This is a genomic window from Vibrio sp. 10N.237.312.B06 (assembly GCF_041464685.1).
Classification (GTDB): Bacteria; Pseudomonadota; Gammaproteobacteria; order Enterobacterales; family Vibrionaceae; genus Vibrio; species Vibrio tasmaniensis_A.
Genome location: NZ_JBFSPI010000002.1, coordinates 102422 through 123579, shown reverse-complemented (window position 1 = coordinate 123579; position 21158 = coordinate 102422). Strand labels below are relative to the sequence as shown.

General features: G+C 44.6%; 19 protein-coding genes and 2 tRNA genes. 3 read left to right on the top strand and 18 right to left on the bottom strand.

Annotation, left to right across the window (positions count from 1 at the left end):
- Positions 1–52: 52 nt before the first annotated feature.
- The 4 genes from rimI to AB6C75_RS01140 all read right to left on the bottom strand — a co-directional run bounded on the left by rimI (position 53) and on the right by AB6C75_RS01140 (position 2069).
- Positions 53–508, bottom strand: a complete 456-nt coding sequence (rimI, locus tag AB6C75_RS01155) for a ribosomal protein S18-alanine N-acetyltransferase (protein ID WP_371694945.1) — start codon at positions 506–508, stop codon at positions 53–55.
- Complete coding sequence (locus AB6C75_RS01150) at positions 501–899, bottom strand: DNA polymerase III subunit psi (protein ID WP_009847529.1); 399 nt, start codon at positions 897–899, stop codon at positions 501–503. The genes rimI and AB6C75_RS01150 overlap by 8 nt, the downstream gene beginning before the upstream one ends.
- A 155-nt stretch (positions 900–1054) precedes the next feature.
- Positions 1055–1558 carry a GNAT family N-acetyltransferase gene (locus AB6C75_RS01145; RefSeq protein WP_009847530.1) on the bottom strand — a complete coding sequence of 168 codons (504 nt, stop codon included), beginning with the start codon at positions 1556–1558 and terminating at the stop codon, positions 1055–1057.
- Entirely contained in the window at positions 1542–2069 is a 528-nt protein-coding gene (locus tag AB6C75_RS01140; protein ID WP_009847531.1) for an SCP2 domain-containing protein, read from the bottom strand. The genes AB6C75_RS01145 and AB6C75_RS01140 overlap by 17 nt, the downstream gene beginning before the upstream one ends.
- 257 nt (positions 2070–2326) lie before the next feature.
- On the opposite strand from AB6C75_RS01140, the gene AB6C75_RS01135 reads away from it, so the two are divergent.
- The 3 genes from AB6C75_RS01135 to AB6C75_RS01125 all read left to right on the top strand — a co-directional run bounded on the left by AB6C75_RS01135 (position 2327) and on the right by AB6C75_RS01125 (position 6444).
- The gene (locus tag AB6C75_RS01135) at positions 2327–4366 is read left to right on the top strand and encodes a bifunctional diguanylate cyclase/phosphodiesterase (RefSeq protein WP_009847532.1); all 2040 of its coding nucleotides are present in this window, start codon (positions 2327–2329) and stop codon (positions 4364–4366) included.
- Positions 4367–4533: 167 nt separating this feature from the next.
- On the top strand, positions 4534–5547 hold the full coding sequence (locus tag AB6C75_RS01130; protein ID WP_372106473.1) for a peptidase U32 family protein: 1014 nt from the start codon (positions 4534–4536) through the stop codon (positions 5545–5547).
- An 18-nt stretch (positions 5548–5565) separates the two neighbouring features.
- Positions 5566–6444 carry a U32 family peptidase gene (locus tag AB6C75_RS01125; protein WP_009847534.1) on the top strand — a complete coding sequence of 293 codons (879 nt, stop codon included), beginning with the start codon at positions 5566–5568 and terminating at the stop codon, positions 6442–6444.
- 84 nt (positions 6445–6528) lie between these two features.
- Here AB6C75_RS01125 and AB6C75_RS01120 read toward each other — a convergent pair whose 3' ends face one another.
- From AB6C75_RS01120 to glmM, 14 genes are all read right to left on the bottom strand, one after another.
- The gene (locus tag AB6C75_RS01120) at positions 6529–7866 is read right to left on the bottom strand and encodes an MATE family efflux transporter (RefSeq protein WP_102249132.1); all 1338 of its coding nucleotides are present in this window, start codon (positions 7864–7866) and stop codon (positions 6529–6531) included.
- Positions 7867–7955: 89 nt separating this feature from the next.
- Positions 7956–8363, bottom strand: a complete 408-nt coding sequence (locus AB6C75_RS01115; protein ID WP_041472897.1) for a MarR family winged helix-turn-helix transcriptional regulator — start codon at positions 8361–8363, stop codon at positions 7956–7958.
- A gap of 163 nt (positions 8364–8526) precedes the next feature.
- On the bottom strand, positions 8527–9450 hold the full coding sequence (nlpI, locus tag AB6C75_RS01110) for a lipoprotein NlpI (protein ID WP_372106471.1): 924 nt from the start codon (positions 9448–9450) through the stop codon (positions 8527–8529).
- Positions 9451–9574: 124 nt separating this feature from the next.
- Positions 9575–11695 (bottom strand): polyribonucleotide nucleotidyltransferase, encoded by a 2121-nt coding sequence (gene pnp, locus AB6C75_RS01105; protein ID WP_372106469.1) that lies wholly within the window; start codon positions 11693–11695, stop codon positions 9575–9577.
- Between the two features lie 360 nt (positions 11696–12055).
- Entirely contained in the window at positions 12056–12325 is a 270-nt protein-coding gene (gene rpsO / locus AB6C75_RS01100) for a 30S ribosomal protein S15 (protein ID WP_004734493.1), read from the bottom strand.
- Positions 12326–12543: 218 nt separating this feature from the next.
- Entirely contained in the window at positions 12544–13497 is a 954-nt protein-coding gene (truB, locus tag AB6C75_RS01095) for a tRNA pseudouridine(55) synthase TruB (RefSeq protein ID WP_012604702.1), read from the bottom strand.
- Positions 13497–13910: a 30S ribosome-binding factor RbfA gene (gene rbfA / locus AB6C75_RS01090; RefSeq protein WP_372106466.1), complete on the bottom strand. Its 414-nt coding sequence runs from the start codon at positions 13908–13910 to the stop codon at positions 13497–13499. Before rbfA ends, truB begins: the two co-directional genes overlap by 1 nt.
- 135 nt (positions 13911–14045) lie before the next feature.
- Entirely contained in the window at positions 14046–16736 is a 2691-nt protein-coding gene (infB, locus tag AB6C75_RS01085; RefSeq protein WP_009847541.1) for a translation initiation factor IF-2, read from the bottom strand.
- A gap of 22 nt (positions 16737–16758) precedes the next feature.
- Positions 16759–18246, bottom strand: a complete 1488-nt coding sequence (nusA, locus tag AB6C75_RS01080) for a transcription termination factor NusA (protein WP_009847542.1) — start codon at positions 18244–18246, stop codon at positions 16759–16761.
- A gap of 35 nt (positions 18247–18281) precedes the next feature.
- The gene (gene rimP / locus AB6C75_RS01075) at positions 18282–18737 is read right to left on the bottom strand and encodes a ribosome maturation factor RimP (protein ID WP_004734501.1); all 456 of its coding nucleotides are present in this window, start codon (positions 18735–18737) and stop codon (positions 18282–18284) included.
- 237 nt (positions 18738–18974) lie between these two features.
- A tRNA-Met gene (locus tag AB6C75_RS01070) sits at positions 18975–19051 on the bottom strand.
- Positions 19052–19104: 53 nt separating this feature from the next.
- A tRNA-Leu gene (locus AB6C75_RS01065) sits at positions 19105–19189 on the bottom strand.
- Positions 19190–19205: 16 nt separating this feature from the next.
- Positions 19206–19538, bottom strand: a complete 333-nt coding sequence (secG, locus tag AB6C75_RS01060; protein WP_009847546.1) for a preprotein translocase subunit SecG — start codon at positions 19536–19538, stop codon at positions 19206–19208.
- A gap of 278 nt (positions 19539–19816) precedes the next feature.
- Positions 19817–21157: a phosphoglucosamine mutase gene (glmM, locus tag AB6C75_RS01055; protein WP_372106463.1), complete on the bottom strand. Its 1341-nt coding sequence runs from the start codon at positions 21155–21157 to the stop codon at positions 19817–19819.
- Position 21158: the final 1 nt, after the last annotated feature.

Below are 21158 nucleotides of genomic sequence, written 5' to 3'. Positions count from 1 at the left end.
TGGCTACCGATGTATTGTTGAACGCGAAATGTACAGCAAAGATCAACACGCCCTAGCTAAAAGACATAAAAAGATAGCTCATAATGATGGCGTCTTCGTTGCCTTGCTTGGTTGGATAATAGTTACGACGGCGGTCGACTTCATTAAAGCCAGCCTTCTCGTAAAGATTAAAAGCATTCACATTACTTTCGCGAACTTCCAGCCAAGCACTTTCCGCGTCAGCTTGTTCACACATATCGAGAAAGTGCTCAACCAAAGCCTTACCGTAACCTTTGCCTTGCTGCTTAGGGTCAACCGCTATCGTCAGCAAAGTAACCTCACCGACAATGTTCTGAGCATAGAAATAGCCGACAACCTTTCCATCGACTTCTAAAACACGGTGGCTGCCTCCACGACTATTAAGATCACGGATCATATTTTCAGACCAAGGATGAGAATGCGCGGCCTGCTCTATCAGCCAAATAGCATCTAGGTGTTGTTGTGAAGTCGGTAAAAATTGATTAGTCATAAGCACAAATTTGTTGCCATAAGTCGCGGCGATGTTGGTTATTACCGTTAATGTCAGACAGTAATGGAGATTGAAGTGTTTTTGCCTTCAGTTCATGGGCAGATTCGCAACCAGCAAACCATACCCATTCAACCGAACTTAAATCCACAGCAGACAAGTGTTGCGGTTGAAGGTGTAAAGCTTGAGATAAGTCGAGCTTGATACTTTTGAGTACTCGCTCAAACATCACGGCGAGATCATCCTGAGGTTTTTCTGGTGAAACCAACAGTAACTTGCAATCATTCGATAACAGAGTCAATTCAGATTCATAACCAGCCAAACGCTCTGGGTGACTTAACTCCCATTGGCTAATGCCCATCTCTTGTAGATATTGCGCGTGTGTTTGTGACATATCTAGCGGTCGTAACCTTTGGTTTGTTGGTATTAATATTCTTCGAGTGAACTTAAACGGTGCTCATTGGGGCTGATACTAACAAAAAATAAAGGAGCATCAAGCTCCTTTATTTAGACTAAATCAGTTTGTATCTTATTGAGTGGTAAATCAGCTTATAAGTCGTTGAACTCTGGGCTGTAAGCAATTTCACCAGAATGCCCAGCAAACGCCCCTTCTACCAACTCAATCGCTTGAAAAGCGCCTTCAGGCACATCCCAAACACAACTCAGGCCAAATTCGCTCGCCGCCTTGAAACCAAAACGACCGTAGTAAGCAGGATCACCGAGTACAACACAGGCTGGGTAACCAAAATCTACCAAAGTAGAAAATGCGTCTTCAACCAGTGATTTGGCAATGCCTTGATTGCGGAACTCTTCTTTCACGGCGAGAGGTGCGAGCCCCTGCCAGTTATGATCGTCACCATCAAGAGTAAGAGGGCTAAACATCAGGTGACCAACCACCTCCCCTTCATCAGAACAAGCCACCAGCGATAGCGTTAAATGGCTATTCTCACGCAAGCTCATAACCAAATTAGCTTCTGCATCCGTTTCAAAAACAGATTTCAATAAACGATCGATGACAAGTATATCTGCCGGTGCTTCAGTTCGAATAAGCATTCATTACCTCACTTTGTGTATCTGGGGATTGTACTCCCTTCTGCACAAAATCAGCTAATTGATTTAACAAAGTTTTCATAGGAGTCGGCAATAAGTCTAAATCGACGCTATCCATCAAATTTTTCACTTCCAAGCCTAGCTCGGTATCGCCCTCAATAGACAGTCGACGTTGGAAGAAAAGCGTATCTGGGTCTTCTTTTCGCCCAGCAATCAACACGAGATCATTTAGATTGCCACTAAAACTCACATCTTCATTGACCTCTTTATCAGCGACAACTAGTTGCTCATTTTTGTAGCTAATACACCAACTTAACCCCATATCTTTTATTGAAACTTTAAGCCACTTGTCTTCTAAGAACTCAAAATCACCATCCTCTAAAGCCTCCTTGAATACATTTTTCAATGCTTCTAATAAGGCTTTTTTTTGTACTGATTTTGGTAATAACTGGACTGGAGATCGCAAAATTGATGCGGCATTTTGAACTAGTTGAGTGCGTATCTTGTTTATCACGTGACTTATCCGTAACTTTGTCAATAATATAGAAAGCATCATAGATGATGTTGAGATCTCAGTTACTGTTATGTATCAAATTAATTCAGTTTGATGCTCGACCTTTAATATATTGATAATCACAGTTATAGTAACTCTGGTCATGAAAATCACAGCGAATCGCTGCACTCACAAGTAAACATCGATAGCTGAACAAAAAGCAATCAATGTTTATCGATAGTGAATATTCAAGCTCTTGGAGAATTGGTAGTACTTTGATGCCTCCCCAGCAACTACAACATTGGTTTACACAGCTTACTGCAAACAGCCCGTTCTTTTTTGCGGTACTTGATGCTCAACATAACTATTTTATGGTGAATGAGCGTTACTGTGATATTGCTGGTTTAAGTAAAACAGAGCTTGTAGGCATGAATGACCGCCAAACCTTGGGCGAGCAATTCTATCAACACCTAAAGCCTTATTATGAGCGTGCATTCAATGGCGAAACGATTGAGGCCGAAATCACCCTAAACGAAACGGCTTTAGACACTAGCCTTCATTTCAGCCTATCTCCGCTTACCAATGGTAAAAAGACTGAATACATCATCTTTCACGCCTTCGATACATCTGAAAACCAAGTACTTGTCCGTTCTTTAGAAGAGTCTGAAGCGAAATTCCACAAGCTATCTCACCTGCTCCCAGACGGATTGCTATTAGTTGAAAACGACTACATTCTGTCTTCGAACCCTGCAGCTGCGCGCTTACTTGGTTTTAACTCCACCACAGAATTGATTGGCGAAGAGTTAGGCCGATTATTTATCGATGAACAAACCAAAACAGTCTTTAATAATGACCTCAGCTCCATTATTTCTGAGTCTGGCTTGGTTTGTTTAACGGGTGCTCGATGTGGCTTTGAACGTAAAGTTCAGTTAAATATCGACTCGACGGTCATTCTTGGGAGCAGTACCCAACTCGTACTTATTCAAGACGCTCAAGAAACAACAAAACAATACACACCCGCTAACAGTGAAGATGCCTACATCGATACACTGACTAAGCTCTACAACCGACTTGGGTTTACCAAAAGCCTTGAGCAGTTCATTCACAACAAGACCCCTGTTGTGATGCTCTACTTAGACATCGATAACTTCAAAAATATCAATGACTCACTTGGCCACCACATCGGTGATAAAGTGATTAAAGAGGTCGCATCTCGCTTAAAACGACAACTGCCTCGTCAAGCTATTATTGGCCATTTAGGCGGTGATGAATTTGGTATTATTCTGCCTGAACCTGAACACCCACGAACACCTGAAATACTCTCTGAAAAGATCATATCTCTGATCAACCAACCCTTCGATCTCCACCATTTTAGCAAGCGTTTAGCCTGCTCGATTGGTAGTGTGAGCTTTCCTCACGATGGCAGTGACGCACGTATCTTGCTGCAGAATGCTGACACCGCAATGTATGAAGCTAAGGATCGTGGACGCAACCGCCTGATCAAGTTCAACGAACAGATGAACAAAGAAGCGCGAATGCGACTGTGGCTTGAGATAGAACTGCAAAAAGCACTGCAACAGAACGGGCTTGAGGTTTGGTACCAACCAAAAGTAAATGCGCGTGACTTCACCATTAACGGAGCAGAAGCTCTGGTACGTTGGAAGCACCCTGTAGAAGGTTATATTAGCCCTGCCGCATTTATTCCAGTAGCGGAACGTGCTGGCCTTATTGAACAACTTGGTCGTGTGGTAATGCGCGAAGTATTTGCCACGGTGAAACGTTGGAAGATGCAAGGTATTTTACCTGGTCGCGTCGCGATCAACCTTTCACCAGAGCAGTTTGGTAATCCAAAATTGATTGATTTCATGGAGAAGTTGCTGCGTTCTACTGAGCTAGATCCAAGTGCGATTACCTTTGAGCTTACAGAAAGTGCCGTAATGAGTGATAGTGAGCACACGCTTCAAATGCTGAACGCGATTAAGAGACTTGGCTTTGCGTTATCCATCGATGACTTTGGCACGGGTTACTCTTCTCTATCTTACCTTGCTCGCTTTCCGATTGATGAGCTTAAAATTGACCGGGCTTTTATCTCAGATATCGATACCTTACCAAAGCAAATTACCGTAATTGAAAACATCATCAACCTTGGGAAATCTCTCGATTTAACCGTGGTTGCAGAGGGTGTCGAAACCAGTGAACAAGCAACCCTGCTGTCTAACCTCAACTGTGGTTCAATTCAAGGTTTCCACTTCTATCGCCCTCAACCAAAACAAGAGGTTGAAGAACTGTTCGCCCAAAACCGTCGTCACAAGAATTAATTAAACACGCCCTCCAACACCAAGCTAAAGCGTAAATTCGCCATTCGTCAGTACCTCAAATGGGGTAAAAGCAGATTTATCCATCTAAACCTGCCTTACATCAATTCCGTCATTCATAATTCTTCATAAAATACTCGCTTCAATTTTATTCTATTGGTAGTGAGCAAATGGAACTCTTATGCCCAGCGGGTAACTTACCTGCTTTGAAAACCGCTATTGATTGCGGTGCGGATGCTGTCTATATCGGATTCAAAGACGATACGAATGCCCGACACTTCGCAGGCCTTAACTTTGCGGGTAAAAAGCTCGATCGTGCTGTGCAGTATGTGCATGACCGCAACAAGAAAATTCACGTTGCCTTAAATACTTTTGCTCACCCAAACGGCTTCGAACGCTGGACTAACGCTGTAGATAACGCCGCCGCACTAGGCGTTGATGCGCTGATCATCGCTGACATTGCGGTGCTCGAGTACGCTGCAAATAAATATCCAGAACTAGAGCTGCACTTATCAGTACAAGCATCTGCGACCAATGCAACCGCTATCGACTTCTATCATAAAAATTTCAACGTTAAGCGTGTGGTATTGCCGCGCGTATTGTCGATCCATCAGGTCAAACAGCTTTCTCGTAACATCACTTCTGACGTTGACCTCGAAGTATTCGCTTTTGGTAGCTTATGTATCATGGCAGAAGGCCGTTGCTACCTCTCTTCATACATGACGGGTGAATCGCCAAATACGGTTGGGGCATGTTCTCCAGCAAAATACGTTCGCTGGCAAGAAACGGATGGCGGACTTGAATCTCGCTTGAACGAAATCCTTATCGACAAGTATGAAGCAGGTGAGAACGCAGGTTACCCAACGCTATGTAAAGGCCGATTTGAAGCAGAAGTAGATGGTGAGCGAAAGCGTTATCACGCACTTGAAGAGCCAACTAGCCTTAACACACTATCTATGTTGCCTGAGCTTTTCGCCGCGAATGTTGCTTCTGTGAAGATTGAAGGTCGCCAACGTAGCCCTGCTTATGTCGAGCAAGTCACTCGCACTTGGCGCGCAGCCATCGATCGCTACTTAGCGAACCCTGAACAATACCAAGTGGAACAAGCTTGGAATGCGACACTGGCGAATGTATCTGAAGGTACACAAACCACGCTTGGCGCTTACCACCGTAAATGGCAATAGAGCCAAATGGAGAACTCAATGAAATACGCATTAGGCCCTCTACTTTATTTTTGGCCAAAACAAGATGTTGAAAGCTTCTATGAGCAAGCAAAATCAAGCTCTGCCGACATCATCTACCTCGGTGAAGCGGTGTGCTCAAAGCGCCGTGAGATGAAAGCAAAACACTGGATGGACATAGCAAAAGAGCTGTCTGATTCAGGTAAGCAAGTGGTACTTTCAACCATGGCATTGCTAGAAGCCCCAAGCGAAGTCAACATCATGAAGAAGTACATTGATAACGGTGACTTCGCCATTGAAGCCAATGATGTATCTGCGATTCAACTGGCAAGTGAAAGTAAGGTGCCTTTTGTTGTTGGTCCTGCGGTGAACACCTACAATGCACGCACTCTGAACCTGTTCTTGAAACAAGGTATGACGCGTTGGTGTATGCCCGTTGAGCTTTCTCGCGAGTGGCTAAGCAACGTAATGAAACAGTGCGAAGAGCTTAATATTCGTAATAAGTTCGAAGTAGAAGTGTTTAGCCATGGCTACTTACCTCTTGCTTACTCTGCACGTTGCTTTACAGCCCGAGCAGAGAACAAAGCCAAAGACGATTGCGAAACCTGCTGCATCAAATACCCAACAGGTCTACAGGTCGAAAGCCAAGAAGGCCAATCGGTATTTAACCTTAATGGTATCCAGACGCAATCAGGTTACTGCTACAACCTAGTCAATGATCTACCGAGCATGCATGACTTGGTCGATGTCGTTCGCCTGAGTCCATTGGGTATCGACACTTTCTCTGAAATCAATAACTTCAGAGCGAACGAGCAAGGTCAAAAACCAATGAAGATTGAAAGCCGCCAGTGCAATGGCTACTGGCATCAGCTTGCGGGTTTAGACGTTAAAAACATCTAGTTTCTAGAGTTAAACCCATCAGCCACAGAGACAAAAAGGTCTAGCATTCGCTAGACCTTTTTAATTCTACTTAAGAAATACGACCTATGCCGCCGCTGTATTCATCGGTGAGACATCGAGCTTCTTTACATCTTTGTAGAGCATCACCATCACCACCACGCTTAGCGCAATATTAGACAGTGGGTACGCAACCCAGATCCCCGGCACACCGTACAACTTAGGCATAATGTACAAGAAAGGTAACTGGATAAGCATATTACCTAGCATGACAAACATCGCTTTACTGCCTTTGTTGACCGCCTGATAGTAAGCACCCGCTACCACTAAGAAACCATCAAGCGCCAGTGCAAACATGTGCAATCGAATACCCAACACGGTGTACTCAACTAGCTGAGGTTCATCTGAGTTAAAGACTGACACAAACTCACGTGGGAACACGTTCAGAAGCAGCACGAACGCCACACCAATCAATACCGAACTCATCATCGCAATCTTAAGTAGCTTACGGATATTCGCTTGGTTACGCGCACCATGGTTATAACTCACCAATGGTTGCATGCCGTTGGCGATGCCTTCAGCTGTGAGATAATAAACCGTCACTATGTAGCCCAAAATCGCGTAAGCACCAATCATCAACTGGTCGCCATATTGAGAGAACAACGCATTGTGCAGCGCAACCATCATCGAACCATACGCATACATAAAGAAGCTTGATGTACCGATAGCGAAGATTTCAGGAATTACCGATAACTTCAGTCTCAGTTCATTCCAACGCAAGCGCAGGTTTGCTCGACGTGAGAAGAAGTAAGCCAGACCCAGACCGGTTACTACAAACTGAGCAATCGCGGTTGCCAGTGCTGCACCTTTCAACTCCCAACCAAACTGAGCAATAAACAGATAATCCAGAGCTATATTGATCACCGCACCGACAATCATCAGTATGGTGGCTAAGTTAGGGCTGTCATCGTTACGCAGTAAAAACGGCATCGCGATCGAACCTAGCGTGAAGACACTCGCGCCAATCAGAATGTGTAAGTATTGCAGGCCAAGTTCATACACTCTCCCTTCTGCGCCCTGCCAAAGCAAGAAGTTATCAGCAAACAAAAACAGCAATGCAGAAACAATAGGTGTTATCGCCAACAACAAGGTTAAACCTGTTGCTAAGATCTCCTTAGCGCCTTGAGTATCTTTTTCACCTTGGCGAATCGAGACAAGCGCACCTGTACCTACACCCACCAACATACCAATACCGAGAATCGAACCAATCACAGGCCACGCAACATTGATACCTGCAAGTCCATCAGCCCCCACATAGCGGCCAATGAAGATGCCATCCACCACTTGGTAAAGGCCATTAACCAACATGGCAGCCACAGTAGGGATTGTGTATCGCCAAAACTGGCGACTAATTGAGTTACTCATTTCTTACTCTACTTTCATCTGTGAGTCGCATATCAACAAGATATGACTCGAAAAATTAGTTAACAAGGCTAACTAAATATCTAAATTATTTACTTCAAAGCTTTATTTAATAACAGGTTTAGCTGCTGAGATTCTTGCTCAGACAAACGACTTTCCAATATCTGTGCCATGACCTGATAGATCTTACTTTCTTCTTCTAAGCCGACTTCAGCTTTGCTGGTCAATACGACCAACTTAGACCTCGCATCTTCGAGCGAAACTTTACGCTCAACAAGCCCCTTTCTCTCAAGTCTCTGAACCATAGTGGTTGCTGAAGGCTTGGTCACCTGCATCTCAATCGCAAGATCAGTCAATCGGATCGGTTCAGGAGAAGATTGAATGACCTTCAAATAGTCATACTCATTGAAGCTCAATTGGCAAATAGGATCTTCATTTACCTGAGTTCGCCATATCTTAGAGGCGAAGCGCTCAATCTTTTCTAAATTCTGGTTCAGCATACTCACCTAATCAAGAATAGCATTTAGTTAGCAAGGCTAACTATTTTAGTGTTGTTTAAATAAAAAGCAATCAAAAACGAGCCCCCCCCCCCACCTGTTTATAAAAAAGGAACATAAAAAAACCGCTGACAGGCAGCGGTTGTTCGGAATCAAAATATATCGTTTACTTTGTGTCGGCTTTTTCTTCGGCCTCAGCCAACTTAACTTTTGCTAAGTGCTCGGCTTTAAGAGTAGTAAATATACGGCTTAGCTCTAAGAAAGAGTAACGATGCTCTACATATTCATACACATTGAAAGACACTGACAACTTGTACAGAGAGATCGCATTCGCGTAGTCCCCATTCATGTGGTAACGCTTAGCAAGGTAGAAATATGTCTCAGTTAGACGCTGCGCAAGTAACGTGTTGTCACGAGTACCGGTCAAGATGGCCTTAAAAGCCTGCTCTTCAGTAATGTCATCAAGCATAATCGCGACTAATACCCAACCCCACTGCTCATCACGGCTTTCGTAACGTTTTTGCAAATCAAGCTTGGCTTGCTCTGGCGTGATTTCGTGCTGAATGATATACAACCAAAGCGCACGGAATGGATCACTTGGAGCATCGGTATAATGCTTCGTCATCTCTTCATTGGCTAAATCATAGCGCTCGCCGTAGTAGAGTGCGATAGAACGATTTCTTTCTGCGTAAGAGTTTGCAGGATCAAGCTCTAACGTAGAATCAAAAGATTCATAAGCCGCATCAAACTCCCCTACCTGCGTAAAGTAAACCCCCAAAAGGTTGAAGATATCAGGTTGAGCAGGGTTCAATGAAAGAGATTGGTTGAAGTCGAGACGTGCTAGATCACGCAGGCCAACACTATCGTAGTAGTTACCACGTTCAAACAGCATCTTAGATCGAACTTCATCATTCAAGTCCGGGCGCTGTAATAATTGACTAAGACGTGCAATTTGAACCTCTTGCTGAACGCTTGGTTGCAGCGGCACAGCCATTGGTGGATAAACCCAACGTGAGGTGTTATCTGATGTTGTCGCACAACCTGTCAGTACAAGCAGTAAACACATACTCGCGGTTTGAAACCATTTCACAAATAATTACTCCTGTTATGACCGCAATAAAAAAGGGGAGCGATATGCTCCCCTTTATAACATGCTTTTTTACCAATGGGTTAGAAATCACTAAAAAGCGATAGTCCCATTAATAGGCTAAGAATTACTCAGCAGCAGGTGCTTCACCTTCAGCTGGCGTTTCAACTGCTTCTTTCATGCTTAGACGTACACGGCCTTGACGGTCAATTTCAAGAACCTTAACTGGTACTTCTTGACCTTCAGTTAGGTAGTCAGACACTTTCTCAACGCGCTTATCAGCGATTTGAGAGATGTGTACTAGACCATCTTTACCTGGAAGGATAGTAACGAATGCACCGAAGTCAGCTAGACGAGCAACTTTACCTTGGTAAATGCGGCCAACTTCAACTTCAGCAGTGATCTCTTCGATACGACGGATAGCTTCTTTAGCAGCTGCGCCTTCAGTAGCAGCAATCTTGATTGTGCCATCGTCTTCGATTTCGATTGTAGTACCCGTTTCTTCACAAAGAGCACGGATAACTGCGCCGCCTTTACCGATAACATCTTTGATCTTATCAGAGCTGATTTTCATTGTGTGGATACGTGGAGCGAATTCAGAGATATCTTCACGAGCACCAGAGATAGCTTCATCCATTACAGAAAGGATGTGCTTACGTGCACCTTGCGCTTGGTTAAGAGCAATTTGCATGATCTCTTTAGTGATACCTTCGATCTTGATGTCCATTTGAAGTGCAGTGATACCAGCGTTAGTACCTGCTACTTTAAAGTCCATATCACCTAGGTGATCTTCGTCGCCAAGGATGTCAGAAAGAACAACGAAATCGTCGCCTTCTTTAACAAGACCCATTGCGATACCCGCAACAGAAGCTTTGATTGGAACACCAGCATCCATAAGTGCTAGAGATGTACCACATATAGAAGCCATTGAAGAAGAACCGTTAGATTCTGTGATTTCCGATACAACACGAACTGTGTATGGGAATTCGTCAACAGAAGGCATTACTGCTTGGATACCACGTTTAGCAAGCTTACCGTGACCAATTTCACGACGCTTAGGAGAACCAACGAAACCAGTCTCACCTACACAGTATGGAGGGAAGTTGTAGTGTAGAAGGAAGTTGTCTTTCTTCTCACCCATTAGGCTATCGATGATTTGTGCATCACGTTGTGTACCAAGCGTTGCAGTAACAAGTGCTTGAGTTTCACCACGAGTGAATAGAGAAGAACCGTGTGTACGTGGAAGAACACCAGTACGTACGTCTAGCGCACGAACCATGTCTTTTTCACGGCCATCAATACGTGGGTTGCCAGCAATAATGCGGCTACGTACTACGTTTTTCTCTAGAGAACCAAGCATGCCGCGGATTTCGCGCTCATCTAGGTTTTCGTCTTGTGCAATTAGAGCTTCAACAGTGTCGTTCTTGATTGCGCCAACTTGCTCGTAACGAGCCATTTTCTCAGTGATCTGGTACGCGTCAGATAGACGTGTTTCAGCTTGCTCAGCAACTTTAGCTTTAAGCTCAGTGTTAACTGCTGGCGCTTCCCAGTTCCAAGATGGAGTTGCAACTTCAGCAGCAAACTCGTTAATTGCTTTGATTACAACTTGTTGTTGGTCGTGACCGTAAACAACAGCTGAAAGCATTTCTTCTTCAGATAGGTTATCTGCTTCAGATTCAACCATAAGTACTGCGCCTTCTGTACCAGACACAACTAGGTCTAGTTTAGAGTTTTCAAGCTCAGTATTTGATGGGTTAAGAACAAGTTCGCCGTCGATGTGACCAACACGTGCAGCACCGATAGGACCATTGAATGGAGCACCAGAGATAGCAAGCGCAGCAGACGTTGCGATCATAGTGATCATGTCTGGGTTTACGTCAGGGTTGATAGAAACAACCGTAGCGATAACTTGAACTTCGTTTTTAAACGCACTTGGGAAAAGTGGACGAATTGGACGGTCAATCAGACGAGCTGTTAGTGTTTCGCCTTCAGATGGACGACCTTCACGCTTGAAGAAACCACCAGGGATTTTGCCCGCAGCGTATGTACGCTCTTGGTAGTTAACTGTTAGAGGGAAGAAATCTTGACCCGCAACAGCTTCTTTTTTAGCAACAACAGAAACGAATACTGATGTATCGTCCATAGTCGCCATTACAGCAGCAGTAGCTTGACGTGCCATTACGCCCGTTTCTAGAGTAACGGTGTGGTTACCGTACTGGAATGACTTTACAACTGGTTTTTCAAACATTGTATATCCTTCATCTGAAAATCTCTTTTCAGAATAAGTGAATGAATGCTCAGCAATAACTAATCGCGACTAGTAAAAAAAGACGAGAAGTTCAATCAGACTAAACATCTGCTTTTAATAGTCGCGACCTATTGGCCGACATCTGTGACTGTTATTGTTGAGCTAATTAGGGTGCGAAATAATCAAACAATTATTCGCGTGCGAGAGTATAAACTATTTTCTTGGCAAGAGACATTTTCACGATTAAAAATCAGGTTAACCGCACAGAGAACCTTCATTTTTAACATTAAAAATATAACAGGCACAAAAAAAGGAGCATAAATGCTCCTTTTCTTCAAACTGTCTTTGCAGACATCGCTATTAGCGACGTAGGCCTAGACGCTTGATTAGGTCTTGGTAACGAGTAAGGTTTTTGCCTTTCAAGTAATCAAGAAGCTTACGACGGCTAGAAACCATACGTAATAGACCACGACGGCTGTGGTGATCGTGTTTGTGCGCTTTGAAGTGACCTTGTAGGTGGTTGATAGAAGCAGTAAGTAGTGCTACTTGTACTTCTGGTGAACCTGTGTCGCCTTCAGATTGTGCGTATTCTGCAACGATTGCTGCTTTAGTTTCTGCATTCAGAGACATAAATCTCTCCTGATAAGAGTAAGTTTATATTTGTAGCAGCCAATCTCTGATTCAGCCGCTACGCGAGCCGAGGATTATAGGGAAGTTTACGAGTTGGTGCAATAACAATCGAACTGATGAAAAACGAAAAAAGCGAACCATTAAAATTAAGGGCTCGCTTTCTATATTATTGATTCGCTTTTCCAGGCTAAGCGCCAATACCTAACTAGGTTTCAGCGTTATGCTTGTGGCTCTTCATCTCTGAAAACAACCAAACGCTTCGGTGCAACTCGGCCATCTTCAGCAATCTGAGCAACACCAACAAACAGTTTCTCTTCACCACTTGTCATGCGAACCGTACCTTCAGTTGGCGCACCAGAAACCTGAACGGGCATACCGTGCTGAACTAGGTCAGTCAGTTCCGCGTTTAAGTTAACTTCTGGTAAGTCTTCAACGGCTGTGTCCATTGGCATTAATAGTGGATCAAGCAGCTCTTTGGGTGCAATTTCTTGCGCCTGCGCTTGCTCTAGGATCTCGTTCAACTGCTCCAAAGTCACCATACGATCGTACGGATACTTAGCAACACCAGTACGGCGAAGCATGGTCACGTGGGCACCACAACCTAGCATTTCACCAAGATCGTCGGTAATTGTGCGGATGTAAGTGCCTTTTGAACAATGCACTTCCATCTCAACTTCATCACCTTCAAAGCGAAGCAGTTCAATAGAGTAAACAGTGATTTTACGAGATTCACGAGGCACCTCGATACCTGCACGTGCGTATTCATACAAAGGCTTACCTTGATACTTCAATGCTGAGAACATTGATGGAATCTGGTCGGTTTCCCCTTTGAAGCTTGCAATGCAGCGTTCAAGTTGCTCTTGAGTCACGTTAACATCTCGTGTCTCTACCACTTCACCATCAGAGTCAGAGGTATTGGTACGCTCACCAAGCTTAGCGATTACTACGTAGCGCTTGTCAGAATCTAATAGAAACTGAGAAAACTTCGTTGCTTCACCAAGACAAATTGGCAGCATGCCAGTCGCAAGAGGATCAAGAGCACCGGTGTGCCCAGCCTTCTCTGCAAAGTAAATACGTTTTACTTTTTGCAGTGCATCATTAGACGAAATGCCCGTTGGCTTATCTAACAGAATTACCCCGTTGATAGGGCGACCTTTACGACGGCGAGCCATTACTCTTCGCCCTTAGACTGAGTTTCGTCAGCACGGCCAGACTCTTCTTGCTTACGCTTATCGTCGTTCAAAACTTCACTTACTAAGTTAGACATACGCATGCCTTCTACTAGTGTGTTGTCGTAAGTAAAACGCACTTCAGGCGTTAGACGGTGACGAATACGCTTACCAAGAGCCATACGAACTGGCACTTCATGCTCTTTAAGAGCAGCAAGACATGATTCAGGTGTTTGCTCACCGATACATAGGAAAGTAACGAACACTTTTGCGTAAGCAAGGTCACGAGACACTTCTACGTCTGAGATAGTTACCATACCGATACGTGAGTCACGAACTTCACGTTGTAGGATAAGCGCAAGCTCCTTTTGAAGCTGCTGAGACACACGTTGTGTGCGGCTAAATTCTTTTGACATTTTCTTTTCTCACTTAGAAAGATGGGGGGCTTGGTAATTACCAGCCCCCCATGGTGTATTCAACAACCGATTACCTTATTACCTTTATTAGTAATGTTAGTAACCTTAGTCAATATGTCGAGTCGTACAGACTGATTAGTCTAGAGTACGTTTAACCTCAACGATTTCGAATACTTCGATCTGGTCACCAACGCGAACGTCGTTGTAGTTCTTAACGCCAACACCACACTCGTAACCATTCTTAACTTCTTGAACATCATCTTTAAAACGACGAAGTGACTCTAGTTCACCTTCGTAGATAACAACGTTTTCACGAAGTACACGGATTGGGTTGCTACGCTTAATCGTACCTTCAGTAACGATACAACCAGCGATTGCACCAAGTTTAGGCGACTTAAATACGTCACGAACTTGTGCAAGACCAATGATTTCTTGACGGAATTCAGGAGCAAGCATACCGCCCATTGCCTGTTTAACTTCGTCAATCAGTTGGTAGATGATTGAGTAGTAACGTAGATCTAGGTTTTCGTTCTGAACTGTATTACGCGCAGTTGCGTCAGCACGAACGTTGAAACCAAGGATGATAGCGTTAGAAGCTGCAGCAAGTGTTGCGTCAGTTTCAGTAATACCACCAACACCAGAACCTACGATGTTCACTTTAACTTCGTCAGTTGACAGTTTCAGTAGAGAGTCAGCAATCGCTTCTACAGAACCTTGAACATCAGCTTTAAGTACAACGTTAAGTTCAGCAACTTCGCCTGCCGTCATGTTCGCGAACATGTTCTCTAGTTTCGCTTTTTGTTGGCGAGCTAGTTTAACATCACGGAATTTACCTTGACGGTAGTTTGCAACTTCACGAGCTTTACGCTCATCACGTACAACAGTCGCTTCATCACCTGAAGCAGGAACGCCAGAAAGACCTAGAATTTCTACAGGGATAGATGGACCTGCAGTTTCGATGTCTTTACCGTTTTCATCACGCATTGCACGAACACGGCCGTACTCTTGACCACAAAGAACGATATCGCCTTTGTTTAGAGTACCAGACTGTACTAGTACTGTTGCAACTGGACCGCGACCTTTATCAAGACGAGATTCAACAACAACACCAGATGCCATGCCTTCTTTAACCGCTGTAAGCTCAAGAACTTCAGACTGAAGAAGGATAGACTCTAGAAGACCATCAATGTTTGTACCCTGTTTTGCAGAGATGTGAACGAAGATGTTCTCACCGCCCCATTCTTCAGGGATAACGTCGTATTGAGCTAGCTCATTCTTAACGTTGTCTGGGTTTGCACCCTCTTTGTCGATCTTGTTCACAGCAACAATCAGAGGAACGCCTGCCGCTTTCGCGTGCTGGATTGCTTCGATTGTTTGTGGCATTACGCCATCGTCTGCCGCAACAACAAGTACAACGATATCTGTCGCTTGAGCACCACGAGCACGCATAGCAGTAAAGGCCGCGTGTCCAGGAGTATCAAGGAACGTGATCATGCCGTTGTCAGTATCTACGTGGTAAGCACCAATGTGCTGCGTGATACCGCCAGCTTCGCCAGAAGCAACGTGTGCTTTACGAATGTAGTCAAGTGTTGAAGTTTTACCGTGGTCAACGTGACCCATGATAGTAACAACAGGAGCACGACCTTCAGCGATAGCATCGCTATCACGGTCAGCTAGTACTGCTTCTTCAAGTTCGTTTTCTTTACGTAGGATTACCTTGTGACCCATTTCTTCAGCAACAAGTTGTGCTGTTTCTTGGTCGATCACTTGGTTGATAGTCGCCATAGCGCCCATCTTCATCATTACTTTGATAACTTCAGTTGCTTTAACTGACATTTTGCTAGCCAGTTCAGAAACAACGATAGTTTCGCCGATAGCAACGTCAGATTTAGCAACAGTTGCTGACTTATCGAAGCCTTGCTGCATTGAAGTTGGTTTAGCAAGCTTACCTTTACCGCCACGACCACGTTGGTTACGACCACCACGGTTATTGCCAGGTTGAGTTGCTGGAGCTGGTTTCTTCTTGCGACGACGAGGTGCTTTCTCATCTTTTTTGTCTGCCGCATCTTCAGCTTCACGAGCGTAAGTAGAAGTCGTCACATGGTAATCCGCAGATTTCTCTTGCTCTTTCTTCTTCTTCTCTTCTTCAGACCAACGTTCTTGGTTCTCTTCTGCTAACTTACGAGCTTCTTCAACAAGCTTAGCTGCTTCAGCTTCGGCTTTACGAGTTGCTTCTTGCTCTTGACGAGCTTTAAGTTCATCCGCTTCTTTTTTCGCTTGTGCGTTAGCGTCTGCATTTTTTGAATTCATGTCTTTTTTAGCCTTTTCAGCTTGTGCGCGTTGAGCCTTCTCTTCAGCTTCACGTTTTGCATCCGCTTCACGTGTTACTTTTGCTTCGGCTTCGCGCTGTGCTTTCTCTGCAGCATCACGTTTCGCTTGCTCTTCAGCATCGCGTTGTGCTTTCTCTTCCGCTTCACGATTAGCTACTTCCTCAGCTTCACGTTTCGCTTCATCTTCAATAGTGCTGCGCTTCACGTAAGTACGCTTTTTACGTACCTCAACTTGAACATCCTTACTCTTACCGCCTCCAGCGGCAACACTTAGCGTGCTGCGGGTCTTGCGTTGAAGAGTTAAACGAGTCGGTTCTGTTTCACCAGAAGTATCGCCGTGCTCCTTTTTAAGGTGCGTTAGCAATGTTTGCTTCTCTGAATCAGTCACTTGGTCCGACCCTGCTTTCTTCATGCCTGCATCAGCAAGTTGTTCAATTAAGCGGTCAACTGGCGTACCAATCTCTTCACTCAGTGCTTTAACTGTTAATTGTGTCATACCGCTCTCTCTCCTTGCTGAATTATTCTTCGTCGCCGAACCAACAGATGTTACGCGCAGCCATAATTAGCTCGCCTGCACGCTCTGCAGTTAGGTCTTCGATGCCTTCTAGTTCATCAACGCCTTGGTCAGCTAGGTCTTCCAATGTCGCAACGCCTTTTGCTGCTAGCTTGTAAGCCATTTCACGCTCAAGACCTTCAAGTGCAAGTAGGTCTTCAGCTGGCTCAACACCATCGAAAGTTTCTTCTTTCGCTAGCGCTAGAGTTGTCAGTGCGTCTTTCGCGCGGTTACGCAATTCTTCAACGATACCTTCATCTAGACCATCTACTTCAAGAAGCTCGTTCACAGGAACGTAGGCTACTTCTTCAAGCGTAGAGAAGCCTTCTTCAACAAGCATTTGAGCAAAGTCTTCTTCGATATCTAGGTGCTTCATGAAGTTTTCAATAGAAGCAACAGCTTCTTCTTGGTGCTTCTTCTCTAGATCAGCAACAGTCATTACGTTCAGTTCCCAACCAGTAAGTTGAGACGCTAGACGTACGTTTTGACCGCTACGACCGATAGCTTGCGCTAGGTTGTCAGCTTCAACCGCGATGTCCATTGAGTGCGTATCTTCATCAACGATGATAGAAGCAACATCAGCAGGAGCCATTGCATTGATAACGAATTGCGCCGGATTATCATCCCAAAGCACGATATCGATACGCTCACCGCCAAGGTCGTTAGATACAGCTTGTACACGTGCGCCACGCATACCAACACACGCACCAACAGGGTCAATACGTTTGTCGTTTGTTTTAACGGCGATTTTAGCACGAGAACCAGCGTCACGTGCAGCACCTTTAAGTTCAATTAGCTCTTCACCAATCTCAGGCACTTCAACACGGAATAGTTCAGCTAGCATTTCTGGCTTAGAACGAGTAACAAAAAGCTGGAAGCCACGAGCTTCTGGCTTAACTGCGTATAGAAGACCACGAACACGGTCACCTGGACGGAAGTTTTCACGAGGAAGTTGGTCATCACGAAGGATTACCGCTTCAGCGTTGTTACCTAGATCTAGAATCACTGTGTCACGGTTAACTTTCTTAACTGCGCCAGTGACTAGCTCGCCTTCGTTATCAATAAACTGTTCAACGATTTGAGCGCGTTCAGCTTCACGTACTTTCTGTACGATAACTTGCTTAGCTGTTTGAGTCGTAATACGGTCAAACGTTACTGATTCGATATCATCTTCAATGAAACCGCCAAGTTCGATCTCTGGATCATCGTACTTTGCAGCTTCAATAGAGATTTCTTTTGTTGGGAATTCAACTTCCTCAACAGCTTCCCAACGGCGGAAAGTTTCGAAATTACCCGTTTTACGGTCAATCTCAACGCGAACTTCGATTTCTAGTTCGCTTTTCTTTTTTGTTGCCGTTGCAAGCGCGATTTCAAGCGCTTCAAAAATACGCTCACGAGGAACTGCTTTCTCATTAGAAACAGCTTCTACTACCGCCAAAATTTCTTTGTTCATTAATCTAGCCTCTTAAGCTCTTCTCTCTAGGAGAACTAAAATTTAGGGATCAGGTTAGCTTTCGCAATATTGCTCAGGACGAATTCTTCTTCTTGTCCTTCAACCAATACTTTCACTGTCTCGCCTTCGATAGATTGGATATCACCTTTCCATTTACGACGGTTGCCGACAGCCATTTTCAAAACGATGCTTACCTCGTGACCAATAAATTGTTGGTAATGCTCAGCTTTGAACAGTGGTCTCTCTAAACCTGGTGAAGACACTTCAAGGTTATAAGCCACTGAAATTGGATCTTCAACGTCCATTACGGCACTTACTTGGTGACTAACTTCAGAGCAATCATCTACATTGATACCATTTGGTGAATCGATGTAAATGCGTAGCGTTGAGTGCTCACCAGCACGAATAAATTCTAATCCAACTAACTCATAACCCGATGCTGCTACTGGAGCGTCAAGCATTTCAGTAAGTTGTCTTTCTAAACCAGTCATTTAACCACTCCAGAAACAAAAAAAGGGCTCAAAGCCCAATTTAAATTCCAAGCAAACATTATCATCTAAATGCATTTATAAATGCTTAGATAACAAAAAACCCCGTATAAGCCGGGGTTTTTGTTGCTGGACCCTTATATGTTAAGTGTCATCATATTTGATATCACACTTAACTCACAGTGAGGTTCACACTGTGCAAACTTGCTACCAATACAAGCTATATAATAGCATTGAAATTGGTTGCGGGAGCCGGATTTGAACCGACGACCTTCGGGTTATGAGCCCGACGAGCTACCAAACTGCTCCATCCCGCGTCCGACTTGTGAGCATTATACGCCCAACAAGATGTTTTACAAGTTTGTAAACATGGTGCCGAGAGAGGGACTCGAACCCTCACACCCTAAGGCACTAGCACCTCATGCTAGCGTGTCTACCAATTTCACCATCTCGGCATCAAATCTTTACAGATTATTGTGGAATTTCGTCGCCTTGCGCCGGAACTTCACTCACTGCATCTTCAGCTTGTTGAATCACCTGACCTTGGGTCGGGTCAATCCATTGTGACTCAGTTTTATGTGTAGACATATTACCAAGCACTAAGCTAAGGATAAAAAATGTAGTTGCAAAAATTGCAGTCATTCGGGTAAGGAAATTTCCTGAGCCACCAGCACCAAACACAGTGTTTGAAGCGCCAGCACCGAAAGAGGCTCCCATATCTGCGCCTTTACCTTGTTGAATCAACACTAGGCCAATTACACCAAGCGCTGCCAACAGGTAAATCACAAGTAGAACTGTAAACATTTTTCCACCTATGTTCCTAATTGTTGAGCCAGCGCCGTTCAAAAAACTATTTTTAAGAACAAGGCTAGCGACCTCCTAACTGAAGGCCGAGCAATACTAGCGAATGCGGCGATGACTGACAAGGGGAATTTACTAAAAAATAAGCCTTTACCAAGCAAGTGGTCAAAAAAAGGGCAAAAGGGACACAAAACTCATTTGCGCCCCTTTTTAATCATCACATAACTAAAACCCGGCCCCCACAAGTGAGACCGACTTTGCATGTTACGGCAAATGTTTTATTAGCAATTCGCTTTTACTGCATCAGCAATTTTCAGTGCAGAACTCTGAACAAGTTCAGCATCTTCACCTTCGACCATTACGCGCAGTAGTGGCTCAGTACCCGATTTGCGTAATAGCACACGACCTTTCTCACCGAGTTCCGTCTCGACTTCAATAACAGCTGCTTTCACAGCCTCTGCTTCTAGTGGGTTTGAATCACCACTGAAACGAACATTTTCTAGAACTTGAGGGTATAACGTCATACCTTGAGAAAGCTCATTCAGTGTCATTTCACTATCGACAACTGAGGCTAATACTTGCAGAGCAGCAACGAGAGCATCACCTGTCGTCACTTTATCTAATAGGATAACGTGCCCCGAATTCTCAGCACCGATCTTCCAGCCTTTAGCTAGAAGTTGTTCCATAACGTAACGGTCGCCGACAGCAGCACGTACAAACGGAATACCTAACTGCTTAAGGCCGTTTTCCATCCCAAGGTTGGTCATTAGCGTACCAACAACGCCGCCTTTCAACTCACCACGACGCAGTGCATCGCGAGCAATAATGTAAGCAATTTGGTCACCATCAACTTTATTGCCTAGCTCGTCAACCATGATGATGCGGTCACCATCACCATCAAAGCCAAGACCTAACGCCGCTTTTTCTTCAAGCACTTTAGCTTGCAGGGCGCGCACATCAGTCGCACCGACTTCGTGGTTGATGTTAGTTCCATTTGGCTCCACACCAATCGCAACAACCTCAGCACCCAGCTCTTTAAATACAGCAGGCGCAATGTGGTAAGTCGCACCATGCGCGCAATCCACGACAATTTTCATACCCGCTAGCGTCATTTTGTGTGGGAATGTACTTTTACAAAATTCAATATAACGGCCTGCTGCATCATTTAGGCGTACCGCTTTACCTAATTCGGAAGATTCCACGCACTCGATATCTTTGTCTAGCTCAGCTTCGATGGCGAGTTCAATCTCATCCGACAATTTAGTACCTTCAGACGAGAAGAACTTGATGCCGTTGTCATAGAAGGGGTTGTGCGATGCAGAGATAACAATTCCCGCTTCAGCACGGAAAGTTTGTGTTAGGTAGGCAACAGCCGGTGTCGGCATTGGCCCCGTAAACGTGGCTTGAAGACCAGCAGCAGCTAAGCCAGCTTCTAAAGCAGACTCAAGCATGTAGCCAGAAATACGAGTATCTTTACCAATGATCACTTTCTTTGTGCCCTGCTTTGCAAGAACACGACCAGCAGCCCAGCCAAGCTTCAAAACAAAATCAGGTGTGATTGGGTACTGGCCCACTTTTCCACGTACACCATCTGTGCCGAAGTAACGTCTTTTATCAGACATA

Coding starts and splice junctions, on each gene's coding strand:
- AB6C75_RS01115 (WP_041472897.1), bottom strand. CDS start 8,363: ATGCTGAACCAGAATTTAGAAAAGATTGAGCGCTTCGCCTCTAAGATA.
- AB6C75_RS01125 (WP_009847534.1), top strand. CDS start 5,566: ATGAAATACGCATTAGGCCCTCTACTTTATTTTTGGCCAAAACAAGAT.
- rimI (WP_371694945.1), bottom strand. CDS start 508: ATGACTAATCAATTTTTACCGACTTCACAACAACACCTAGATGCTATT.
- rimP (WP_004734501.1), bottom strand. CDS start 18,737: ATGACTGGTTTAGAAAGACAACTTACTGAAATGCTTGACGCTCCAGTA.
- truB (WP_012604702.1), bottom strand. CDS start 13,497: ATGGCTCGCCGTCGTAAAGGTCGCCCTATCAACGGGGTAATTCTGTTA.
- glmM (WP_372106463.1), bottom strand. CDS start 21,157: ATGTCTGATAAAAGACGTTACTTCGGCACAGATGGTGTACGTGGAAAA.
- rbfA (WP_372106466.1), bottom strand. CDS start 13,910: ATGTCAAAAGAATTTAGCCGCACACAACGTGTGTCTCAGCAGCTTCAA.
- secG (WP_009847546.1), bottom strand. CDS start 19,538: ATGTTTACAGTTCTACTTGTGATTTACCTGTTGGCAGCGCTTGGTGTA.
- AB6C75_RS01120 (WP_102249132.1), bottom strand. CDS start 7,866: ATGAGTAACTCAATTAGTCGCCAGTTTTGGCGATACACAATCCCTACT.
- rpsO (WP_004734493.1), bottom strand. CDS start 12,325: ATGTCTCTGAATGCAGAAACTAAAGCAGCAATCGTTGCAGAATACGCA.
- AB6C75_RS01145 (WP_009847530.1), bottom strand. CDS start 1,558: ATGCTTATTCGAACTGAAGCACCGGCAGATATACTTGTCATCGATCGT.
- AB6C75_RS01135 (WP_009847532.1), top strand. CDS start 2,327: ATGCCTCCCCAGCAACTACAACATTGGTTTACACAGCTTACTGCAAAC.
- infB (WP_009847541.1), bottom strand. CDS start 16,736: ATGACACAATTAACAGTTAAAGCACTGAGTGAAGAGATTGGTACGCCA.
- nusA (WP_009847542.1), bottom strand. CDS start 18,246: ATGAACAAAGAAATTTTGGCGGTAGTAGAAGCTGTTTCTAATGAGAAA.
- AB6C75_RS01150 (WP_009847529.1), bottom strand. CDS start 899: ATGTCACAAACACACGCGCAATATCTACAAGAGATGGGCATTAGCCAA.
- pnp (WP_372106469.1), bottom strand. CDS start 11,695: ATGTTTGAAAAACCAGTTGTAAAGTCATTCCAGTACGGTAACCACACC.
- AB6C75_RS01130 (WP_372106473.1), top strand. CDS start 4,534: ATGGAACTCTTATGCCCAGCGGGTAACTTACCTGCTTTGAAAACCGCT.